General features: G+C 67.9%; 12 protein-coding genes and 1 pseudogene. 8 read left to right on the forward strand and 5 right to left on the reverse strand.

Features of this window, described 5'->3' with window-relative positions:
* Positions 1-3 precede the first annotated feature (3 nt).
* Genes AC5P09_RS29310 through AC5P09_RS29320 form a run of 3 tightly spaced genes read right to left on the reverse strand, consistent with a single transcriptional unit; the run spans position 4 to position 5,831 of the window.
* Positions 4-4,707 carry a putative T7SS-secreted protein gene (locus AC5P09_RS29310; RefSeq protein WP_493876756.1) on the reverse strand — a complete coding sequence of 1,568 codons (4,704 nt, stop codon included), beginning with the start codon at positions 4,705-4,707 and terminating at the stop codon, positions 4-6.
* A gap of 6 nt (positions 4,708-4,713) precedes the next feature.
* Entirely contained in the window at positions 4,714-5,361 is a 648-nt protein-coding gene (locus AC5P09_RS29315; protein WP_493876794.1) for a hypothetical protein, read from the reverse strand.
* A complete protein-coding gene (locus AC5P09_RS29320) occupies positions 5,358-5,831 on the reverse strand; it encodes a hypothetical protein (protein WP_493876795.1) in 474 nt (157 codons plus the stop codon). Before AC5P09_RS29320 ends, AC5P09_RS29315 begins: the two co-directional genes overlap by 4 nt.
* A 924-nt stretch (positions 5,832-6,755) precedes the next feature.
* Between AC5P09_RS29320 and AC5P09_RS29325 the strand changes: the two genes are divergently transcribed.
* From AC5P09_RS29325 to AC5P09_RS29360, 8 genes and pseudogenes are all read left to right on the forward strand, one after another.
* Positions 6,756-11,882, forward strand: a complete 5,127-nt coding sequence (locus AC5P09_RS29325; protein WP_493876757.1) for an HD domain-containing protein — start codon at positions 6,756-6,758, stop codon at positions 11,880-11,882.
* Positions 11,883-12,207: 325 nt separating this feature from the next.
* Positions 12,208-12,831, forward strand: a complete 624-nt coding sequence (locus AC5P09_RS29330; protein WP_493876758.1) for a hypothetical protein — start codon at positions 12,208-12,210, stop codon at positions 12,829-12,831.
* Between the two features lie 342 nt (positions 12,832-13,173).
* A complete protein-coding gene (locus tag AC5P09_RS29335; RefSeq protein WP_493876759.1) occupies positions 13,174-14,382 on the forward strand; it encodes an IS110 family RNA-guided transposase in 1,209 nt (402 codons plus the stop codon).
* A gap of 511 nt (positions 14,383-14,893) precedes the next feature.
* A pseudogene (locus tag AC5P09_RS29340) lies at positions 14,894-15,043 on the forward strand (IS110 family transposase); the annotation flags it as partial.
* A gap of 103 nt (positions 15,044-15,146) precedes the next feature.
* Entirely contained in the window at positions 15,147-15,386 is a 240-nt protein-coding gene (locus AC5P09_RS29345; RefSeq protein ID WP_493876760.1) for a hypothetical protein, read from the forward strand.
* A gap of 203 nt (positions 15,387-15,589) precedes the next feature.
* Positions 15,590-15,877, forward strand: coding sequence for a DUF3303 family protein (locus AC5P09_RS29350; protein ID WP_493876761.1), 288 nt, complete (start codon positions 15,590-15,592; stop codon positions 15,875-15,877).
* Between the two features lie 113 nt (positions 15,878-15,990).
* Positions 15,991-16,359 (forward strand): hypothetical protein, encoded by a 369-nt coding sequence (locus tag AC5P09_RS29355; protein ID WP_493876762.1) that lies wholly within the window; start codon positions 15,991-15,993, stop codon positions 16,357-16,359.
* Positions 16,360-17,071: 712 nt separating this feature from the next.
* Positions 17,072-17,749, forward strand: a complete 678-nt coding sequence (locus tag AC5P09_RS29360; protein WP_493876763.1) for a hypothetical protein — start codon at positions 17,072-17,074, stop codon at positions 17,747-17,749.
* Positions 17,750-17,928: 179 nt separating this feature from the next.
* Here AC5P09_RS29360 and AC5P09_RS29365 read toward each other — a convergent pair whose 3' ends face one another.
* Positions 17,929-18,339, reverse strand: a complete 411-nt coding sequence (locus AC5P09_RS29365) for a PIN domain-containing protein (protein ID WP_493876764.1) — start codon at positions 18,337-18,339, stop codon at positions 17,929-17,931.
* A 118-nt stretch (positions 18,340-18,457) separates the two neighbouring features.
* The gene (locus AC5P09_RS29370) at positions 18,458-18,790 is read right to left on the reverse strand and encodes a hypothetical protein (RefSeq protein ID WP_493876765.1); all 333 of its coding nucleotides are present in this window, start codon (positions 18,788-18,790) and stop codon (positions 18,458-18,460) included.
* Between the last annotated feature and the right edge of the window lie 87 nt (positions 18,791-18,877).

Raw genomic sequence — 18,877 nt, forward strand, 5'->3', positions numbered from 1 at the left:
CTCTCACAGCGGATTCGTGTCGATCACGGGCTCGATCCCGTACCGCCTGCCGTACTCCTGAAGCTTGGCGATCACTCCTGGACCCGGTTCGCCATCGAAGTGGAAGTAGGGGGTGCGGCCGGATTGTATCGCGTACTCGAATGTGGCTTTTGCCTGGTTTCTGAGGGCGCTGCCCATCTGCATGCCCTCTGGTTTCGACTGCGCCACGTACTCGTCGCTGATCGTGTCGATCTCCCGCCCCTTCGGGTCGTGCTCGAACTTCACCCGGGACTCGCCGCCGAGCCGTTCGGCCAGGGCGTCGGCGGCGGGGTCGGGCTTGTTCACCTTGACGAGCTCGCCGAGGCCGCCGTTGTTCTCGTACGGCGCGAGGCCGAGCGGGTCGCTGGTGGTGTGCGGGTTGTGCACATAACCGGCCGGGTCGGAGGCCGGCGCCAGACCGAGGGGGTCGGGCGTGACGTAGCGCGCGGTGTGGGGGTCGTAGTAGCGGTGGTGGTTGTAGTGGAGGCCGGTCTCGGGGTCGAAGTACTGGCCGGGGAAGCGCAGAGGGGTGTACGCCGTCGCGTTCGCGTTCCACGTGGTGATGCCCCACAGCGTGGTGCGACTGTGCCAGGCGATGTGGCCCTGCTCATCGATGAGTTCGGTGGGCGTGCCGATCAGGTCGGTGGCGATGGCGAAGAAACGGGCGTCGATGTCGTCCTGCGTGGCCGCGTCGGTGAGCCGCTCGGTCTGAGCGACGGGCGCCAGGCCGTCATAGTCCCAGGTGAGGGTGGTGCGGTGGGGGGTCTGTCCGGTCGGGGCCGTGGACTGCTCGGCGAGGACGGGACCGTCCCAGACGAACTCCGTGCGTTCATCCACCCGACCGCCGCCGGCCGACAGCCTCTCCTTCGCTGTGCGGCGGCCCAGTGGGTCGTAGCGGTACCGCCAGATGGAGCCGTCGGGCGTGGTGACGGAGGTCAACCGGTCTTCGGCGTCGTAGGCGTAGTGCCACGTGTCGGGCTTGCGGGACAGTCTGGTTCGTGTGCGCCGGACCAGCCGGCCGGCCCGGTCGTAGACGTACCGGTTGGCGCCGGCAGCCATGACCCGGGTGCCCTCGTACGTCCGCTGCCCCTGGGCATCGGCACCCGCGTGCGCCTCGGGCCAGCGCGCTGTCGTCGTCCCGCCGCCTGCGTGGTCGTAGGCGTACGTCTCGTTCCAGCAGTCGGCCACGACGGAGGTGACCCGGCCGACCGGGTCGAGAGCGAAGCGGCGTGGGCCTCGCAGGGTGTCGTCCATGCCGACGAGGTGGCCGTTGCCGTCGTAGGTGTAACTGCGGCGGCTGACACTCCGGTCACCGTGGGCGACCTCCTGGCCGGTGATCCTTCCTGCCTCGTCCCAGCGCGAGGTGAGGGTGAGCGTCTCGCTGAAGTTCCGTGACAGCTCGTGGCCGGCCGCGTCGCGGGTGAAGGCGACATCGTGTCCGCCGGTCGTCAGCCGGACGGTGCGTCCGGCGGCGTCGTACGCGTAGGCGGTCACCTGCCCGCCGGGGGTGACCCTCCGGGTGCGGCGGCCCGCCGCGTCGTACGCGAAAGTGAGGGGACGGCCGTCGGACAGCTCCGTCTTGACGCGACCGCATCGGTCGTAGTGGTAGGTGAGTTCCCCGTCGGGGCCGACGGCCTGCAGGAGACGTCCGGCCGGGTCGTATGCGTAGGTGGTGGCGGCATCCGCGGCCTCCTTGCGGACCACCCTTCCCATCTCGTCCCGTTGGTAGCGGATGACCGCCCCCAGCGGGGTGGTACGCGAGGAGACGTGGCCGAGCGGGTCAACGTCGTAGCGGGTGGTACGCCCGTCGAAGTCGGTCTCCTCGACGAGCCGGCCCGCCGCGTCGTAGTCGTAGTCCCAGCGCAGCCCACGGGAGTTGGTGACCGAGGTCAGGCGCAGTTCGGTGTCGTGGGTGAATGCGTGGCGGGTGCCGTCGGGGTCGGTGCGGGCAGCGAGCAGGTCGAAGTGGGTGTACTCGAAGCGGGTAGTGGCCCCCAGGGCGTCGGTCTGCGAGACACAGTTGCCCTCCCCGTCATACGTCCAGTGCTCGGTGCCGCCGTCGTGGTGGGTGACGCGGACGGGGTGGCCCTCGGGTGTCCAGTCGTAGTACGTGCGGTCACCGCCCGGGCCGCTGCGCTCGACAATGCGGCCGAAGGCGTCACGGCGGTAGACCGTCACGCCACCGACCGGATCGCCACGCTCCAGAAGGAGTCCCGCAGCGTCGTGGCACAGTCGGCTGACGGCTCCCAGGGGATCGGTCACCGAGATGAGGTGGCCTCGCTCGTCGTACGTGTACCGGGTGGTGCGGCCCGCCGGGTCGGTGACCGAGCTGCGAAGGCCGCGCTCGTCGAACTCCTGCCGCCAGTGGGCGCCCCCCGGCAGGTCCAACTCGACCGGCATGCCCAGGCAGTCGTACGACGCCCGCTGCACACTGCCATCGGGACGCGTGACGCTCACCAGCCGGCCCGCGTCGTCGTAGGCGAACTCCGTGCGCGCGCCCAGGGGGTCGGTGCGCGACAGCACACGGTTGTAGCGGTCCTGGACGGTGCGGGTCACCGCACCCGTGGGGTCGGTCTCGGTGACCACCTGGAGGCGGGCGTTAACGGTGTATCGCCAGGTGTGTCCGAGGGAGTCGGTGACGGTGGTGGTGCACAGGCCGGTGTCGGGGTCCGGTTCGCCGTAGTGGAACTCGGAGGCAAGGTGTCCTTCGGCTCCGGTCTGGCTGATGCAGCGGTCCCACTCGTCGTACACAAACGTGTAGCGGGAGCCGTTGGTGTCGGTCCAGGCGAGGATGCGGCCCTCGGTGTCGTACTCAAAGCGGGTGGGCACGCCGGAGGACTTGACGAGCTCGGTGAGGTGGCCGTCCCGATACCGGTAGTGGACCAAGTCCGTGTCGGCGGAGCGCAGGGCAGTGATCCTGCCGTTCTCCACCGCGAACTCCAGCCGGTGGCCGCCGGAGCGGTGGAGGGCTAGGGGGTTGCCGTGCTCGTCGTACTCGGCGGTGATCGTGCGGCCGCACCGGTCGGTGATCTCGTCGAGGGGGGCCGTGCCGTCACCGCCCGGTTCGGCGCCGGGCGGGGCAAGGAAGTGGCGGATCAGCCCGGTTTCGGGGTCCGTCAGCGTGTAACTGCCGTCCGCATGACGCTCCAACGGGATGCGCGGTCCCGCCTCCGGCAGGACCGGAACGCCCGGTGCCGGATGGGGGTAGGACAGCAGCAGATTGTTCTCACCGTGGAAGACGACACCGATCGCGTCCACCGTCAGCCGCTGATCAATGGTCGAGGACCAGGTGGGCCCGAACCAGCGACCGGCCCGGTAGGAGGACTCGAAGTCGCGTCGGAACTCCAGGGGCAGAGAGCCCGGCAAGGAGATGTCCACCTGTGGGAGGAACATGCGGCCGGTAGCGAAGTCGACCGGCTCACGACCACAGCACTTGGCCTGCGGCGGGCGGCTCGGATCGGCGGCATCATCCGCGCGTCGCGCCCCGGCACCGTCCTCCAGCCCATCGGCGCGGCGGGCCGCGTTCGCCGCGTCGGCCAGCTCCTCGGCGGTCCGCGCGGCCTTCACACCGGCGCCCGCGCCTCCGGTGGCCACGGTGAGAGCGATGTCGGGCACCAGCCGGCCGAAACCCTCGGCCGGGTCCTTCATGAAGTCACTCACCATCTGTTTGCCGGCACCCCAGGGGTCGTTGGCCACCTGAACGAGGCCGGCCGCCGTGCTGTTGAGCGACATCGCGTACTCGGCGGGGTGCGTGAGGTTGTACGGGTCCATGGGATTGAGACCGCGGGCGAAGTTGACCAACCCCGCGGTGCCCTTGATGATGCCGCCGCCGAAGTGGTTCTTCATGATCTGGAGCTCGTCCAGGCCGTCGCCGGCCTGTTCGGCATACGACGGTTTCGGCGGGGCGGCGTCGCGGGCCTTCGCTACGGCGGAGCGGGCAGCCCCGGCGGCCGCGTTGCGCTGTCGGCGGGCCTCGGTGAGGATGTCTTGCGCCTCCTTCCTCAGCTCCTCGCCAGGGTCCGGAAACGTGTCGCCGGGCCGCGGCGGCAGTTGCGACGCATCGCGCTTGTCGGCGGGCTGTGCGTTGTGCCGGTCGACGGCCTTGTTGAAGTCGTCGACCTTCTTCTGGTGCGCGTCAGCGGCGTCCTGGGACGCCTTCGTGCCCTCCTTCCACTTGTCGATGGCGAGCTGCGCCTGTCCCTGCGCCCAAGTGACTGTGTCGGCGAACGCCTCCAGCGCTTTCGCGGCCTCTTCGAAAGCGTCGGCACCCTTGTACCACCTGGGCGATTGGATCTTCACTGTCTCGCGGAAGGCGTCCGCCGTCTCACCCTTCAGCGATTCCGAGTCGAGGCCCTCCAGCCCGAGCCCGACGTCGTTGAACGCCTGTTGGAAGGACCGCAGATGGCCGGCGGTGGACCGGAGCTTGCCCGGGCTGCCGTAGACCAGCTTCGTCTTGTCCTCGGTCTGTCCGAGATCCATCTCGTCGACCTCGGCGCCCATGCGGTTGGCGACCGAGCGGGAGTTCTCCCGCACCCAGTCCGCGCCGGATTCCCAGCCGACGTCGTCGAGCCGGTCACCGGTCCAGTTGCCGGCGTCCTCGACGCGGCTACCGGCCCACTCGGTGGCGCCCTCGACCGCGTTCTCCACGGAGTCGGGCGTGATGTCGCTGATGAAGTCGCCGATTCCCACAGCTGGTTACCCCCCGTCGCGCTGCTGCTGCGCTGCGCGTTCCTCGGGCGAGGGCCCGAAGGTGTCGTCCACTGCCTGGTCGAAGTCGTTCTGGTCGACACCCAGCAGGTCGTTGAGCATCCGGGCCTGCTGACCACCGCGTCCCTCGGTCACCAGGGAGCGCCCGGTGTCCTTCCACGTCTGCTCCATGTCGTCACGGGCCCGTTGGAAGGACTCTGGGCTGTAGTCCGGGTCGAGCGCGTCAGGGGTGAACACCTCGCCCCAGCCCTGCTCTGCGATCTCTTCCTCGGAGGCGTGCGGATTGCCGCCGGCCAGGGCGTTCACGCCGACCTTCAGAGAGGTCCCGACGTACTGGTCCTCCTCCCACAGCACACCGGCCGCCAGCCCGAGCTTCGCGGCTATGGCGTTGGCGTCCTGAATGAGCGCCCGAACGCCCCACTCCCACCGCTCGCAGTAGTCCTCGAAGTCGATGGACAGACCGTGGTGGCCGGCCTCCATGCCGGTCATCGCCAAGTCGGAGAAACCCTTGCCGAGGACGGCGCCCGTGGCGGAGCCGACGTCCTTGAGTTCCCCGATGGCGTCCCGCAACCCCTGGGTGAGACGGCGGACGCTGTAATCGTCGATGTGCAGGTCCTTGGCGCCGTCGCCCATCAGTGCGCCCCTCCCTCAGCGTGGGGATTCCCCTTGTACGCGGGCTGCGTGCCCGCCCCTTCGAACTCGGCGTCCACCGCGACGGCTTCGGGCACGATTCCCACGACCGGCGGGAAAAGCATCGCCCCGTCCTCGTCGGCGACGTCGACCGCGATACCGGCCGGCTCCGCCATCGCCGGCACGATCTCGTCGAGCAGCCTGGCTCCGAGCAGTTCGGCGTACTCCCACTCCCGGTCGCCGGGGCCGTGCCGACTCAGAAACCGGGCGAGCGAATTCTCGTCGGTGAAGGCGCAGATCCAGCGGACACCGCCGAGGTGCGCCGTCCACAGGCCGCCCATGTCGAGAGGCACGAGCAGCGGCGCCCTGCGCAACTCGCCCACCAGAGCACGCGGATCCCCCGTCCCGTCCCGTCTCTCGGCGATATGTGCCGCCAGGGACGCCCCATTACCGGCTACGACGTCCTCCCCATCGATACTTTGGTCTCCGACACCATAGGGCGAGACGTGTAGGGAGGGACAGGCGGTTCCCGGCTCGCCATCCCACCCATTCAGCGGCGGGAACGGCACGGGCGAGGCACACGCCGGCGGCCACCGGGACCCCTGGCGCGACAGAAGACCGTGCTCATTGCTGTAGCGAGGGACGGCACGAAGGGGTCGCCCAGCCAGCCGCCGCTGGTACGGATATCGGCACCCGCCTCGACTGAGCCAATAGCCTCTGCACCCTCCTTCGCATGGGATCGAGTGTGCGTGGGCGGGTTCGGCTCAGGTCGGGACAACGAGGAACGCAAGGTCTGTGCACACGCGAAGGAGCCCCGGGCTTGACGTCCGGCCGAGCCCCAGCCGGACGCAGGGCCGTTGGTGCACGCGCGCTGCCTCCATCGAGCTTCGTGGCCCGTGCCCATAGCGTGCCCTTAAGACCGGTCGATCACGGACAACAGGGGTGCGATCCTGCGCTTTCGGTTGTGGCGCCAGAGCACATACGCCCAGGTCAGAAGCTATCGGGTTAGGCAAGCGCCGTCGCTTCCCAAGCTGAGAGCGCGAGTTCGATTCTCGTCACCCGCTCCATGCGAAACCCTCAGGTCAGAGACCCGGGGTTCTTTTTGTCTGGACCGCTGGTCGGGGAAAGCACCACAACGCACCACTACGGCTCCCTCACGGTTTTCCTCGTGGTCCCATGCTCAGCCCGCCCCATGCCGTCCAGCCCGGCGGCACCCTTGCGATGCCAAGGTCTCAGTGTTGGCAGATCATCGCGGCGTTCTCACAGACTTGCCAGCGCGTGCCACTGCGGCCTTGGGAGCGCCATCGTGCCTGGCCCACCCACCGATACTTGACCGATCCGCCCCCGCCAAGGCCACGCCAGGTGAAAACATGAGCGGATTGGAGGGGAACGGGGGCCGAATGGAAGATCACAGACGCATAGCCCTGCTCATCGGCGTGGGTAAAAATCCAGGGGCGGAACACTTTCTTCCCTCCTTGGCAGCGACGGTCGACGCGGATCTGCGAGTCCTGGGCGACTCCCTGCAGGGCAGCGGCTACGCGGTGGAGACCCTGCTGAATCCCACCCGGAACGAGATCACCGAGCGCCTTTCCGACCTCTCCGCAAGCGCCCCGCCCGGCAGCACATTGCTCCTCTACTTCACCGGGCACGGTGTCCGGATCGGCACGACCGACTACTTGGTGCCTTCTGACGCCCGAGCCCCTGCCGATAACGGCGACAACGCGGCCGGGTGGGAGCAACCCCACATACGGGAGTCGCTCCTGCAAGCCGACATCAGCCCGTATCTGGCCAACTGCTCGGCCGACACCGTGCTGTGGTTGATCGACGCCTGCCGCTGGGCAGAGGACGAGCAGACGCCTGCCTTCGGCAGCAACGTCGTCAAAGGTCCGCCACACAGTGGCTTCGCCATGATGACAAGCTGCGGCCCCGGTGAACTCAGTGGCTTCGCGGAGACCGGCAGCTTCTTCACGTCGTCGCTCGCCCGGGCCTTCGACCCGCTGACCGAGGCCACGACAGTGGAGCAGGTGTACGAGGCGACCAGACGTGAGACCCAGGCGCTCGCGGTACGGGCGCTGGCCAGGCCCCAGGCGGTCCTGATCCACTACGGGAACGACCTGGCGGAGAAGACCAGGTCCTTGCAGGTCGCCAAGGGCAGACGACTGCTGCAAGCCTGGCAAGACGCCGTGCGCACACCTGCCCTTTGGGAACGGGTACCGGACTGCGACACAGAAACCGTGGCCCATCTACAGGACTGTCTATCCACCCTGGCCACCCAGGCCGCCCGCCACGTCCACCGGGCTCAGGAACGGCTGCCCGACCCGTGGGCCGACGACGAGTATCTGGTACGGCTGCTGGCCGACCGCCTCCCGCTGCTCCTGCCCAAGGACGCTGAACTGTCCGCCCTGGAGGTCACCGCGCTGATCGCCGGCGTCCTGTTGCACGAGACTGCCTGGGCCGAGCGGCTGAGCCAGGCCGCCGAGTTCCATCCGCAACTTGTGCGGCGCAGGGCCAAGGCCGACGACCAACGGCGGCACTACGAGCAGATCACCGAGCACTACCCCCAGATCACCGAGAAGCTCTCGGACGCGTACCTGTGGCTGTTGGACCCCGAGGACGACCGGCACGCCGTCACGCTGTGGCTGGTTCACCGCTGGATCGAGGAGCGGTTCGCGACCGAGGAGGAAGCCGTGCCCGCGGTGCTGGCCGACGGCTTCGTTGCCCGGCTCCTCGACATGGCACCGCCGACGGCGGGCGAACGGCTCGGCAGCCGGGCGGGGGCACTGTCCACCGCGCTGCGCGCGATCGCCGCGGGCCTCGTCCTCGGTGCTCCGCAGGACGACCAGCGGCTGCCGCCGGACCGTCACGTCGTACGCAGAACACCGTGGCGCCTGCGCGTACGGCCCCTTGCGGCGCTGCTGCGGCTCGCGGGGTTGCTCGCCTTCGACACCCGGTGTCTGCCGGAAGTCCTCGCGGAGCATCTCTCCGTCTCCGATCCGGTGGTCCCTCGCGAGGTGATCACGGTGCTCCGGGATGCCCTCTGGGACCTCGAGCAGGATGGGAGCACCCCCTCGTACCTGCATCTGGACGCGGTCTGCCCGCATCCGGCGATCCACGCGGCACTCGCCTCCGTCGTCGAGGACGCCGACGACCTCGGGTATGTCCTGCGGGAGACGGCCCGCCACCTCCCGCAGGACGAAGCCGCACTGCTCCGGGGACTCCCCGCGCGGCTGTCCGACCACCGGCTCCGGCCGGACCGTGAGCACAGCACGGACGCGTACGACGTACCGCTCGCACGTTTCTCGCTGGCACAGACCGAGATCCGTCGCCTGCTGATGGGCGAGAAGCTGTACGACGGCGAGCCCGAACTTGCCCTGCGGGAGCTGTACCAGAACGCCATGGACGCCTGCCGCTACCGGGAGATGCGCGTCAGATACCTGCGGGATCTAGGCCGTGAACCAACGGAGTGGGCGGGCCGGATCCGGATCGAGGTGGGCGAAGACAGCCGCGGACCGTACGTCGAGTGTGTGGACAACGGGGTCGGTATGACCGTCGACCAGCTGAAGAGCACCTTCACCCGGGCCGGCCGCCGCTTCGACCAGTCGCACTCCTTCCGCCGGGAGCAGGCCGTGTGGCTGCGCCACGACAGTTCGCTGCGGCTCTACCCCAACAGCCGTTTTGGCATAGGCGTCTTCAGCTACTTCATGCTCGCAGACGAGATGACGATCGTGACCCGACCGGTCGGCCCGGACGGTCGCCCGGCCGAGAAGGCGTTGCGCGTCGAGATCCCGGTCAGCGGCAGTCTCTTCCGGGTCCGGGAGGACGACGAGCGCGGCGGCACGGCGTTGCCCGACGGCGGCACACGCGTCCGCCTGCACCTGCGCCGCGCGGGCGCCCTGCCCGGGAACTCCGCCGTGTCGGTGCTGCGCTCTCTGGTCCTGCTCAGCGAGTTCCGGCTGGAGGTGCGCGACCAGGACGGCACCGAGGAAACCTGGCTGCCCGGGCTTCTCAAGTCCGGCGAGGAGCCAGGCGCGTTCTCCACCCGGTTCGCCGTCGAAGCGGTGCCAGGCACGTTGTGGTGGGTCTCGGGCGACGGGGCGATCGTGTGCGATGGAATCGCCACGGACAAGCGGACGTTCGGGTACGTGCTCAATCTGTCGGGCGCACACGCGGGTGAACTCAGTGTCAATCGCAAGAAACTTGATCGATACGACGTCCCGTGGGCCCAGGAGCAGTTCCAGCAGGGCGCCCAAGTGCTCTCCACCGGAGAGGGATTGAGCCTGGCGTGGCTGTGGAGCATGGAGTCGCGCGAGCCCTCGATCGCCCGCATTCTGTGGGAGGCCCTGCGGGGACACGGGGCCCTCGCATCGGACAGCCTCGGCCGGCAGGTGAACCTCGACGAGGTCGGCTGCTTCAGGCTGGACGCCTCCTTGGACAGCCAGCCCGGGCGGCGCGAGGAGGAGCAGCTCTCCAGGATGATCCGCCCCTGGCGGCTGGCCGCCCTCCGTCCCGGGTTCCGGAGCCGACAAGAAGCGATGCCCTTGTCCCTCTCAGGCCACCCCGTGCCGCAGGCGGGATGGTCGGCCGTCGCGGGAAAGGTCGACAGCGACTGGCGTACGGCAGTCCTGATGGCCCACGAGCAAGAGACAACGGTGGCGGAGGTACTCCACGCAACGCGGGGCATGCGCATCGCCCATCCGCAGCTGGCGGGGCCGGCCATCCTCGGTGACGGCGACCTGGACTGGCAACCGGGCTTCACCGACTGGTCCATCATGCAAGGGCTCCTGGGCAGCAAACCCGATCGACTGGGCGACCGCCTCACCATCAGCGTCTGGGGACGCCCCCTGCCGCGCAAGAAACGGACCACCGATGAGATCTACTTCCGGCACCCTCCCAAGGATCTCTCCGGCATCGCCCGCGCCTCCGCCACATTCCGCGAGCCGCTGGGCAAGCTGGCCGAGGCATGCTCCCGGTACGCGCCGTTCGTCGGCAAGCCGCTGCGCGCCGTCCCGGACCACCACCGCGACCATGTCTGCACAGACGCCGAGCTGAAGCTTCTCTACCTTCAGGAGGACAAGCACCACTGGCGGCCTGCCATACACCCCTGGGACGTACCGGTGGTGGCCGCCTCGGCAGACCTCGACGTGGGCGAAGTACACCGGCGTATGGCCGAGTTCGCCTGGCTGGGCCGCCCCGTGCCCGATCCGGTCCTGTCCGCCCGGTGGGACGCTGTGTCGGCCGAGGTTCTTCCCGTTCTGCGCCGCTACATCAGGCACGGTGCCGACGGCCGCCCCGTGCTGTCCTGGGCCGCCACCATCGAACTGGCCGCGGAGTACGAGATCTCTGTATGGGAGGCCGAACGCATCCTCGCCCGCGAGACGGAAGCCCTCGGCGTTCTCCACCGCCGGCGCTACACCAAGCGCTCGTCGGGACGGGACGTGGTCCCCTCGTCCGACACGGGTAACCTCGTACGGTGGCTGCACGAAACGGATATCCGTCTGGAGGACGGCGTCTCGCTCAGGGATCTCGCGTTCGTCCGCTCGCACGAGACGTCTTGGGAAGAACTGTCCTGGTCTGCAGATGAGTTGAGAGAGGCCGGAGTGGCTCTCCCGGACGCGGCGAGGCTCCTGTGCGCCTGGGACGAACTGCCCACGCCCAGCAGATACGCCTTCTCCGGGGAGGACCCCAGCTGGGACGGCGCCGACTACCCCGTGCCGGCGACCTCGGCCGTGCTGTTCACCGGTAGCCAGCGGCTCAGGCAGCAGTTGTCGGTCCTGTGGGACACCGCGCACCGGGAAGCCCAGCACCTGGGGCTGAGCGCCGACCTCGTGGCCCCGCGCCCGCCCAGGGAGCTAGGGACGTTCGTCCCAACGTGGGAAGAGACATCGGCGCTGATCGCCGACGGGATGCACGAGGATGTGGACTACGTTTGGTTCGAGACCCCTCGCTGGGTCCCGCTCACTGCGCAGCAGCTCGTGGCCTATGCCCGGAACCGCAACCTCAGCGCGCGTGCGACGTACCGGGCCCTGGCCCCTCTGCGGGTCATCGGCGCGCTCGTCCCGGAGGTGTCCGCCGAGGCGGAGGCCGCTCTGCCGGACGAAGTGCCCACTGCCCACGACGCCGTGGCAGTCGATCCGGCGTACCGCCTCTCCGCGCCCGGGTCCCCGCTGCTGCCTCTCGATCTGGTCAGCGTCGCCGGCCGTCTCGGCGAGTCGGTACGGCACACCTGGCAGAGGCGCATCACGCCGTACCTCGCCCTGGAGGGGACACCGCCGTCAATCACAGACGTACCCGACGTCGTGCCTGGTTGGCAGGATGTGGCGATCCTCTCTGAGGGCCTCGACGGGAAACTTCCCGCGCTGACCGGTCCGGTCGGGCAGGACCGGATCGAGCACTGCGCCCGGGCGGTGAGTGAGACTCCCGAGTGGGTGCACCGGCGCCTGGAGATATACGCGGGACTGTTCGGGCTCCGGTTCGAGCGCGCCATCGAGCTGGGCGAGGAACCCGACGAGACGGAGGAAAAGCCATGACACAGACCCACCAGCACGATCACACCATGCCGTACGCCGATGAGGATGTCGGTGAGATCAATGCCTCCCAGTTCACTCAGCAACCCGCTCCGGACGGACGGGGAATGATCGTCGCGGGGGCATGTCCACGCTGTCATGGCGAGACCAGGACGCTGTTCCCGTGGGCCCGGCCGGGAACTGGGTCGAAGGGCGGCCTGAGACCGCTCTTCGGGAGGGGGACCACACGGAGAGCGGAGGGAGGACCGGAACCGTTGCTGGCAGAGGTGCACTTGTGCGAGTGCGGTCACGCCCATCCTCAGTGCCCTCCGGACACGTCGTTCGTCGGGTGCGGCGCGAGCTGGCGGATCCGGCGATGAGTACCCGTTCCGACCGCCGCTGGGCCGAGCTCGCCCGTGAACTGGAGTTCACAAGGCTTCCCGAACTGCGCAGACAAGCAGAAGGATGGCGCACCGGCCTCACAGGACTGACAGCCTTGCTCGCCGTCCTCGTGCTGCTGAAGGGCCGCGACAACCTCGCCGACCTACCTGACGCAGCCCGCGCAGCCGCCACCGGACTGCTGGTCACCGCCTTTGTGCTATTGGCCACGGGCTCGCTCCTGGCTGCACGGGCGGCGCACGGGGCACCGGAACGTGAGATCCTCCTGGGCGGGCAGGCCCTGCGCCGCTGGACCGAGCAGGAAGCAGCACGGGTGACACGGGCACTCGCCTGGGCCTACCTGTGCTGCGTCTTGGGGGTGATCCTCGTAGTCGGGGCACTTGTCGTCGCATGGGTGACGACGCGGGCTTCCGGCACGCAGCCGGTCGCAGTGAGAACGAGCACGGGTGTGGTGTGCGGCGAGTTGGTCCTTGCTGACCGGCAACACGTGGAGATCAGCTCTGAGACGAGCGGCAAAGTCTCATTGCCCTGGACGTCCGTCGTGAGCATGGCACCGGTCAAGATGTGCGACTGAGTGTTGTATCCCATTGCCATGGAGCTGTTGCTTGCGCCAACCCTTCAGGGATCCCTCAGCGAGCGAGCCTCCCCCCCCCCGTTATGTTCTTCGCGGTCCTGCAAGAGGACCGCTGGCCTCCGGGCCCGGCATGACTGTGTCCCCCTGTCGAGCGGATGACCTGGGGGGTGGTGTCACCGGGCTCGGAAGGCGCCGTTGAAGACGCTGATGAGAGGTCCGACTACCGCCCAGCCGAGCGCAATGCCCGGCATCTCGCGGGCGGCAGGTCTGCATAACGTGGATGCGCGAGTACGGCGCCATCGCCTTGGCCAGCACCGCAAGAGTCCTGTTCGGGAGGACGGGTTGTACGACATCGACGACGTGGGCGTCTTCCTCGGTCTGGACGTTGGCAAGAGCGCCCATCACGGGCACGGGCTGACTCCGGCCGGCAAGAAGGTTTTCGACAAGCAGCTGCCCAACAGTGAGCCCAAGTTGCGGACCGTGTTCGACAAGCTCGCGGCGAAGTTCGGCACCGTGCTGGTGATCGTGGACCAGCCCGCCTCGATCGGAGCCTTCCCGCTCACCGTTGCCCGGGACGCGGGCTGCAAGGTCGCCTATCTGCCGGGCCTGGCCATGCGCCGGATCGCCGATCTCTACCCGGGCGAGGCGAAGACCGACGCGAAGGACGCCGCGGTGATCGCGGACGCCGCCCGGACGATGCCGCACACCCTGCGCTCGCTTCAGCTGACCGACGAGATCACCGCCGAGCTGACCGTGCTGGTGGGCTTCGACCAGGACCTGGCGGCCGAGGCCACCCGCACCTCGAATCGGATACGCGGCCTGCTCACCCAGTTCCACCCCTCGCTGGAACGCGTGCTCGGCCCCCGCCTGGACCACAGCGCCGTGACCTGGCTGCTGGAACGCTACGGATCCCCGTCCGCCCTGCGCAAAGCCGGACGCCGCAGACTCGTTGAGGTGATCCGGCCCAAGGCCCCCCGCATGGCCGCCCGGCTGATCGACGCCGTCTTCGACGCGCTCGACGAGCAGACTGTCGTGGTCCCGGGAACCGGCACCCTCGACGTCGTGATCCCGTCCCTGGTACGCTCCCTCGCCGCCGTCCACGAACAGCGCCGGGCCCTGGAAGCCCAGATCAAAGCCCTGCTGGAGGACCACCCTCTTTCCAAGGTCCTGACCTCGATGCCCGGGGTCGCGGTCAGGACCGCCGCAGTACTGCTGGTCACCGTCGGCGACGGCACCAGCTTCCCCACCGCCGCCCACCTCGCCTCCTACGCCGGCCTCGCCCCGACAACAAGGTCGTCGGGGACCTCGATCCACGGCGAACACGCCCCCAGAGGCGGAAACCGGCAGCTCAAACGGGCGATGTTCCTGTCCGCGTTCGCCGCCCTGCACGACCCCGCCTCCCGCACTTACTACGACAAATGCCGAGCCCGCGGAAAGACCCACACACAAGCCCTCCTCCGCCTCGCCCGCCACCGCATCAGCGTCCTGTTCGCCATGCTCCGCGACGGCACCTTCTACGAACCGCGCCTCCCCGAAGCAGCCGTCACATGACCAGCTCGAGCTTGACGAAGGACATAGAGGCACCCCCCCCCGCATCTACGGCGCCGTACCCCAGAGTGATCCCCTCCATCGGACTACCCTCTGACCTCAGCCGCCTCGGGCACCAGACTGCTCGCCGACTTTCCACCCCAAGCCCGCAACTAGGTGGCCATGTGCGACCGCAACGGCTGCATTCAGACGCGTTGCGCGTTGCCGAGACCCAAATTCCGAGCAGGCAACTCAAGGCGACAATCGCCCCCCTCGAAGCGTCGTGCCCATAGCGTGCCCTTCAGAGCGGACAACCACGGTCAACAGCGGTACCAGCAGGCCCCAGCGCCTTCCGCAGCAAATCGAATCTACGCAGGTCAGAGACCACGAGGCCACGCAAGCGCCGTCGCTTCCCAAGCTGAGAGCGCGAGTTCGATTCTCGTCACCCGCTCCATGCCGAAGGCCCAGGTCAGTGACCTGGGCCTTGTTGTTGTGCGCAGTGACTGCACGCCACGTGCCAGAAGCGCGCCAGATCCGCACCTACTACCTCAAGAAGCGAAGCGAAGGCTGCAAGCACGTCCAGGCCGTCATCGCCCTCGCCCGCCGACGTGCCGATGTCCTGTGGGCGCTCATGCGTGACGACAGGCCTTTCACCCTCCATCCACCCGTCGCCCAAGCCGCCTAAACGGGCCAGCGCACCCCGCCTACCTGGCGATAGCCTGCGGGCCAAACCAGAGAGGCGGACCCCAGTGGGCTTCGACGCAGAACGATCAGCGCGCATCGCTGCCATGCAGGAAACCGCCCGGCCCGTCTGGGAGGCAACCGGCGACACGTACGCACTCCAGCAGTTCCTCAAGGACAACGGGTGTCACGGAGTGGAAGCAGTGTTCGTGACCATGGGCCTGCTGCACTGCGATCTTGCCGAAGCTCAACGAGCCTTCTTCAACGCCCCGAGGCGCGACGCCGAACGCCGCTTCCACAACCGCGCCATGGACCTGCTCGAAGAGGCCGCCGACCACGACGCCTGACAGCCCGAGCGACCCTTGACTCGCCCATTAAGACTCCACCGACCTTGCACTGTGCGGGGCAACGCCACCCCTCCCTGGTGTCACGTAGAGCGTAGGAGATGTTGCGTACGGCGATCGACTGAGGGGAAGGTGAGCGGGATGCACCGGATCCCAGCGAGCGCGGACGGAACCGCGCAGGTCGCGGTGCGCGAGGAGAGCACGCGATGCGGATGATGATGAAGGCCCGCATGGACACCCAGATGTCGAATCAGGTGACGAAGGGCGGAGCGATGCCCAAGTCACTGAAGTCAGCCATCGAGCAGCTGCAGCCCGAGGCCGCCTACTTCACCCCAGAGGGCGGGCGCACCATGTTTCTCGTATTCGACATGCAGGACAGCTCGCAGCTGCCCTCCATCGCCGATCCGTTCTTCCAGGAGATGGGCGCGGAGGTCACCTTTGAGCCGATCATGAACCTCGACGATCTACAGAGAGGCCTTGCTGCCCTGCAGTAGCAGAGCTGACCTCAGCAGCTACGTGCTGATCAGCCGGAAATACCCCAGCGACCGCCCCGCCCAGTCGGCCCAAACGGGCGCTAATCCATGAGATCTATGAGCAAGATGGCCTCATGACTACGCTGTCCGTACTGTCGACGCGTCACAACTCCTCGGGCTCCATGTTGTCCCTGTGGTCGCAGGATTCGGTGCTGTCGATCGGCTCGGTGGGGTCGGTGTTGTCCATCGGGTCGGTCGGCTCGGCCCTGTCCGTCGGCTCGGTCGGGAGCGCCCTGTCGATCGGCTCGATCGGTTCCGTCCTGTCGCGGATCTCAGCCGCATCAGTGCTGAGCACGGGGTCCCTGTTGTCCGCACAGTCGCAGTGGTCGGTGCTGTCGTGGCGTTCCTCTCGGGGCTTCCTGTCCGCCGGGGCCATGGGGGCAGTGGCCGCTGCCCTGATGTTGACTCGGACGCTGCAGAAGGCGTCCGAGGCGAGTGCCTGACTGCGCACCAGCGCCGTGGAGTGCCCAAGGCCCCCGGAGCCATTGCAGTACAGCAGCGAAGTACAGCAACCCCAGCAACCGGCAGGGTCCTGCACCGGCTCTCACAACCCCCTCATGACGTCTACGCCCGCCGCTGACCGATCCACATAGAGCTACGGTCAGAAGGGTGCGGAGCGTGGGACGCAGACCACGACCGCACCACAAGCGCACCAGATCGAGCGGGGAACAGCGGGGAATCACGGTGAAAGCAGGCTGGGCCAACGAGGGTACGGCTCGTCCGTTCGCCCACGTCAGCGCCCGAACCAGCCGCAAATGATCGCAGCTTCCCAAGCTGAGAGCGCGAGTTCGATTCTCGTCACCCGCTCTTTTGAAGCCCCAGGTCAGTGGCCTGGGGCTTGTGCTTTGTCGAGGGTTCTCCGGCCGTTTCCAGCCCGCCAGGCGCACGAAGGGCTCTTCCCTTGATGGCGTTTTCGTACGCCTCAGACGCGGCAATTGGACACAAACGCGAGACGATCTTCAGTAACTGACCTCACTGCGCATCGGCTTCATGTGAGCCCTCCAAAACACCCTTCGCGGGTGCGCCGCACCGCATACCGTCGGACGGGTGTCGTCAGCCGGCAAGTGTGGCTGACCCAGAGGGTGACGGATATGGCGTCGTGACGGACGAAGAGCTGCGGGAAAGACTGGCGTGGGGCGGCAGAGGCTCGAGGAGATGGGCGTCTTCCAGTCTCCGGAGGGGCTTCGCTGGGCAGCCGCCCACGGGATCGTGCTTTTCGTGTGGCGCAACGGCCCGATCGAGGAGGCGCACGCCTCTCCGCCGAGCAAGCGGCGCAAAAACCTGCACGACGGTGCAATGTTCGCCCGCAACACGTGGCTGACCCGACAAGCCTTCGACGCCTTGGGAAGCAGCGAATCCTTCCGACTTCTGGAGCTCGAGGACGTGATCCTGGACCGCGAGGCGATCTGGCCGGGGTGCGACGGGACATTGACGGACTTCGGCTGGGGGTTCCTTGGAGAGATCAAGAAGCACGTCAAAAGACGCGTCGACACACTGTTGCACTTTGAGGAACAGCTGTCCCGCGACGACTTCCTCGTCTTCGTGGCCGCCCCTCAACTCGGGACACATGACGACCACTTCGGCATGCCGAGATGGCCTGTCTGCGTCAAGGCGGCGATGGGTCGCCTGCGCGGCGAGGACGAGGAGTTCTTCCGTAAGCGCGGCGATCTGATGCAGCGCATCGGCCCGGCGCCGGACGCGGTCGCCTCAGACCTGGAGACGACAGAAAAGGCGCTGCTGAACGCCCCCTGGGAACTGGGCGCCGAAGTTCTCGACTGGTTCGCATGGAACCCAATCCTGAGAGTGCCTCGTCTATCGCCTCCAGCCTGCTGAGCGCCACAGGGCAACAAGCGATCAGCGCCCTCTCATCTCACATGTCACCAAAACTGATCCGAGGCTCAACGGCAATCAAGGCCGCTGGTGATGTCACGCCGCTGGTCAGCCGGCCACGGAACAAAGGCCACGTGTTCGTAGAACCTCCCCATCCACAACCTGTCGGGCGACAACGCACCTCAGGCCACGTCGCGGACATTGTGCTCGGTCAGGCCGGATGCGTGCCGGGCAACAGCGCGGTAGTCGGCATCGTCGTGGAGGACAGCCAGGCCGTGGTGGGCGGCAGTAGCGGCGATGACGGGGTCCGCCGCCGAGGCACTGCGATGCTCTCCGGCCTGGGCCATACGGTGCTGCACCGCGCTGATCCAGCGGCCTGCGTTCTTCGGAACCGAGGCGTCGGGGTAGAGGTCGGTGAACATTTCCGCGATCTGGTCATACTCACGACGGTTCCGGGCGCTGGAGAGGAACTCGGCGCGCTGCACGTAGCAGGATGCGATGGCCCCGGCGTCGATCGCGTCGTACCAGGCCGATTGCAGTTTTGGATCGCGGAGCAGCCGGACCAGGCCGGACGTGTCGAGCAGGTAGATCACCGGTTGTTCTTCTCCGCCCGATGCAGGCGCTCGGCGTCCTCGACGGCGCCCCACTCACGCGCGCGCTCGAAGTGTCGGAGGAGAGCACTCCCGGCCTTCGGCCCACTCGGCACCCCCGTCATGAGCCGACCACGTCCACGATGACGTGCCCTGACCGGCGGTCCGCGCGGAGCACTGCGCGGGCCGCTCCGAGGATCTCCTCGTCCATCTCCAGCCCGGAGGCCAAGACCTGGAGCAGCCGGGTCCGCCACACATCGGGGTCCGTCTCGTACGCGTACAGCACTCGCACGCCGTATCCGCCCCGCACGCCGTCGCCGCCACCGGACAACCGTCGGCGGACCGCCTCCCTCAGCACGGCGTGGAGGTCGTGGACGACTCCTCGTGAGGTGTCGGTGAGTCCGGCCGCCACCCCCGTGGCCAACGCGATGGCCACCAACTCCACTTCGGTCACGCGGACGCCCTTCGGTTGTGCGGGTTGTGCGGTGTCGTGTCCATCACGATGGCTGGGGGTGCTGCAATTCTGATGAAATTCTGATGA

The organism is Streptomyces sp. a15 (genome assembly GCF_059026085.1).

Coding starts and splice junctions, on each gene's coding strand:
- AC5P09_RS29325 (WP_493876757.1), top strand. CDS start 6,756: ATGGAAGATCACAGACGCATAGCCCTGCTCATCGGCGTGGGTAAAAAT.
- AC5P09_RS29345 (WP_493876760.1), top strand. CDS start 15,147: ATGCAGGAAACCGCCCGGCCCGTCTGGGAGGCAACCGGCGACACGTAC.
- AC5P09_RS29360 (WP_493876763.1), top strand. CDS start 17,072: ATGGGCGTCTTCCAGTCTCCGGAGGGGCTTCGCTGGGCAGCCGCCCAC.
- AC5P09_RS29350 (WP_493876761.1), top strand. CDS start 15,590: ATGCGGATGATGATGAAGGCCCGCATGGACACCCAGATGTCGAATCAG.
- AC5P09_RS29355 (WP_493876762.1), top strand. CDS start 15,991: ATGACTACGCTGTCCGTACTGTCGACGCGTCACAACTCCTCGGGCTCC.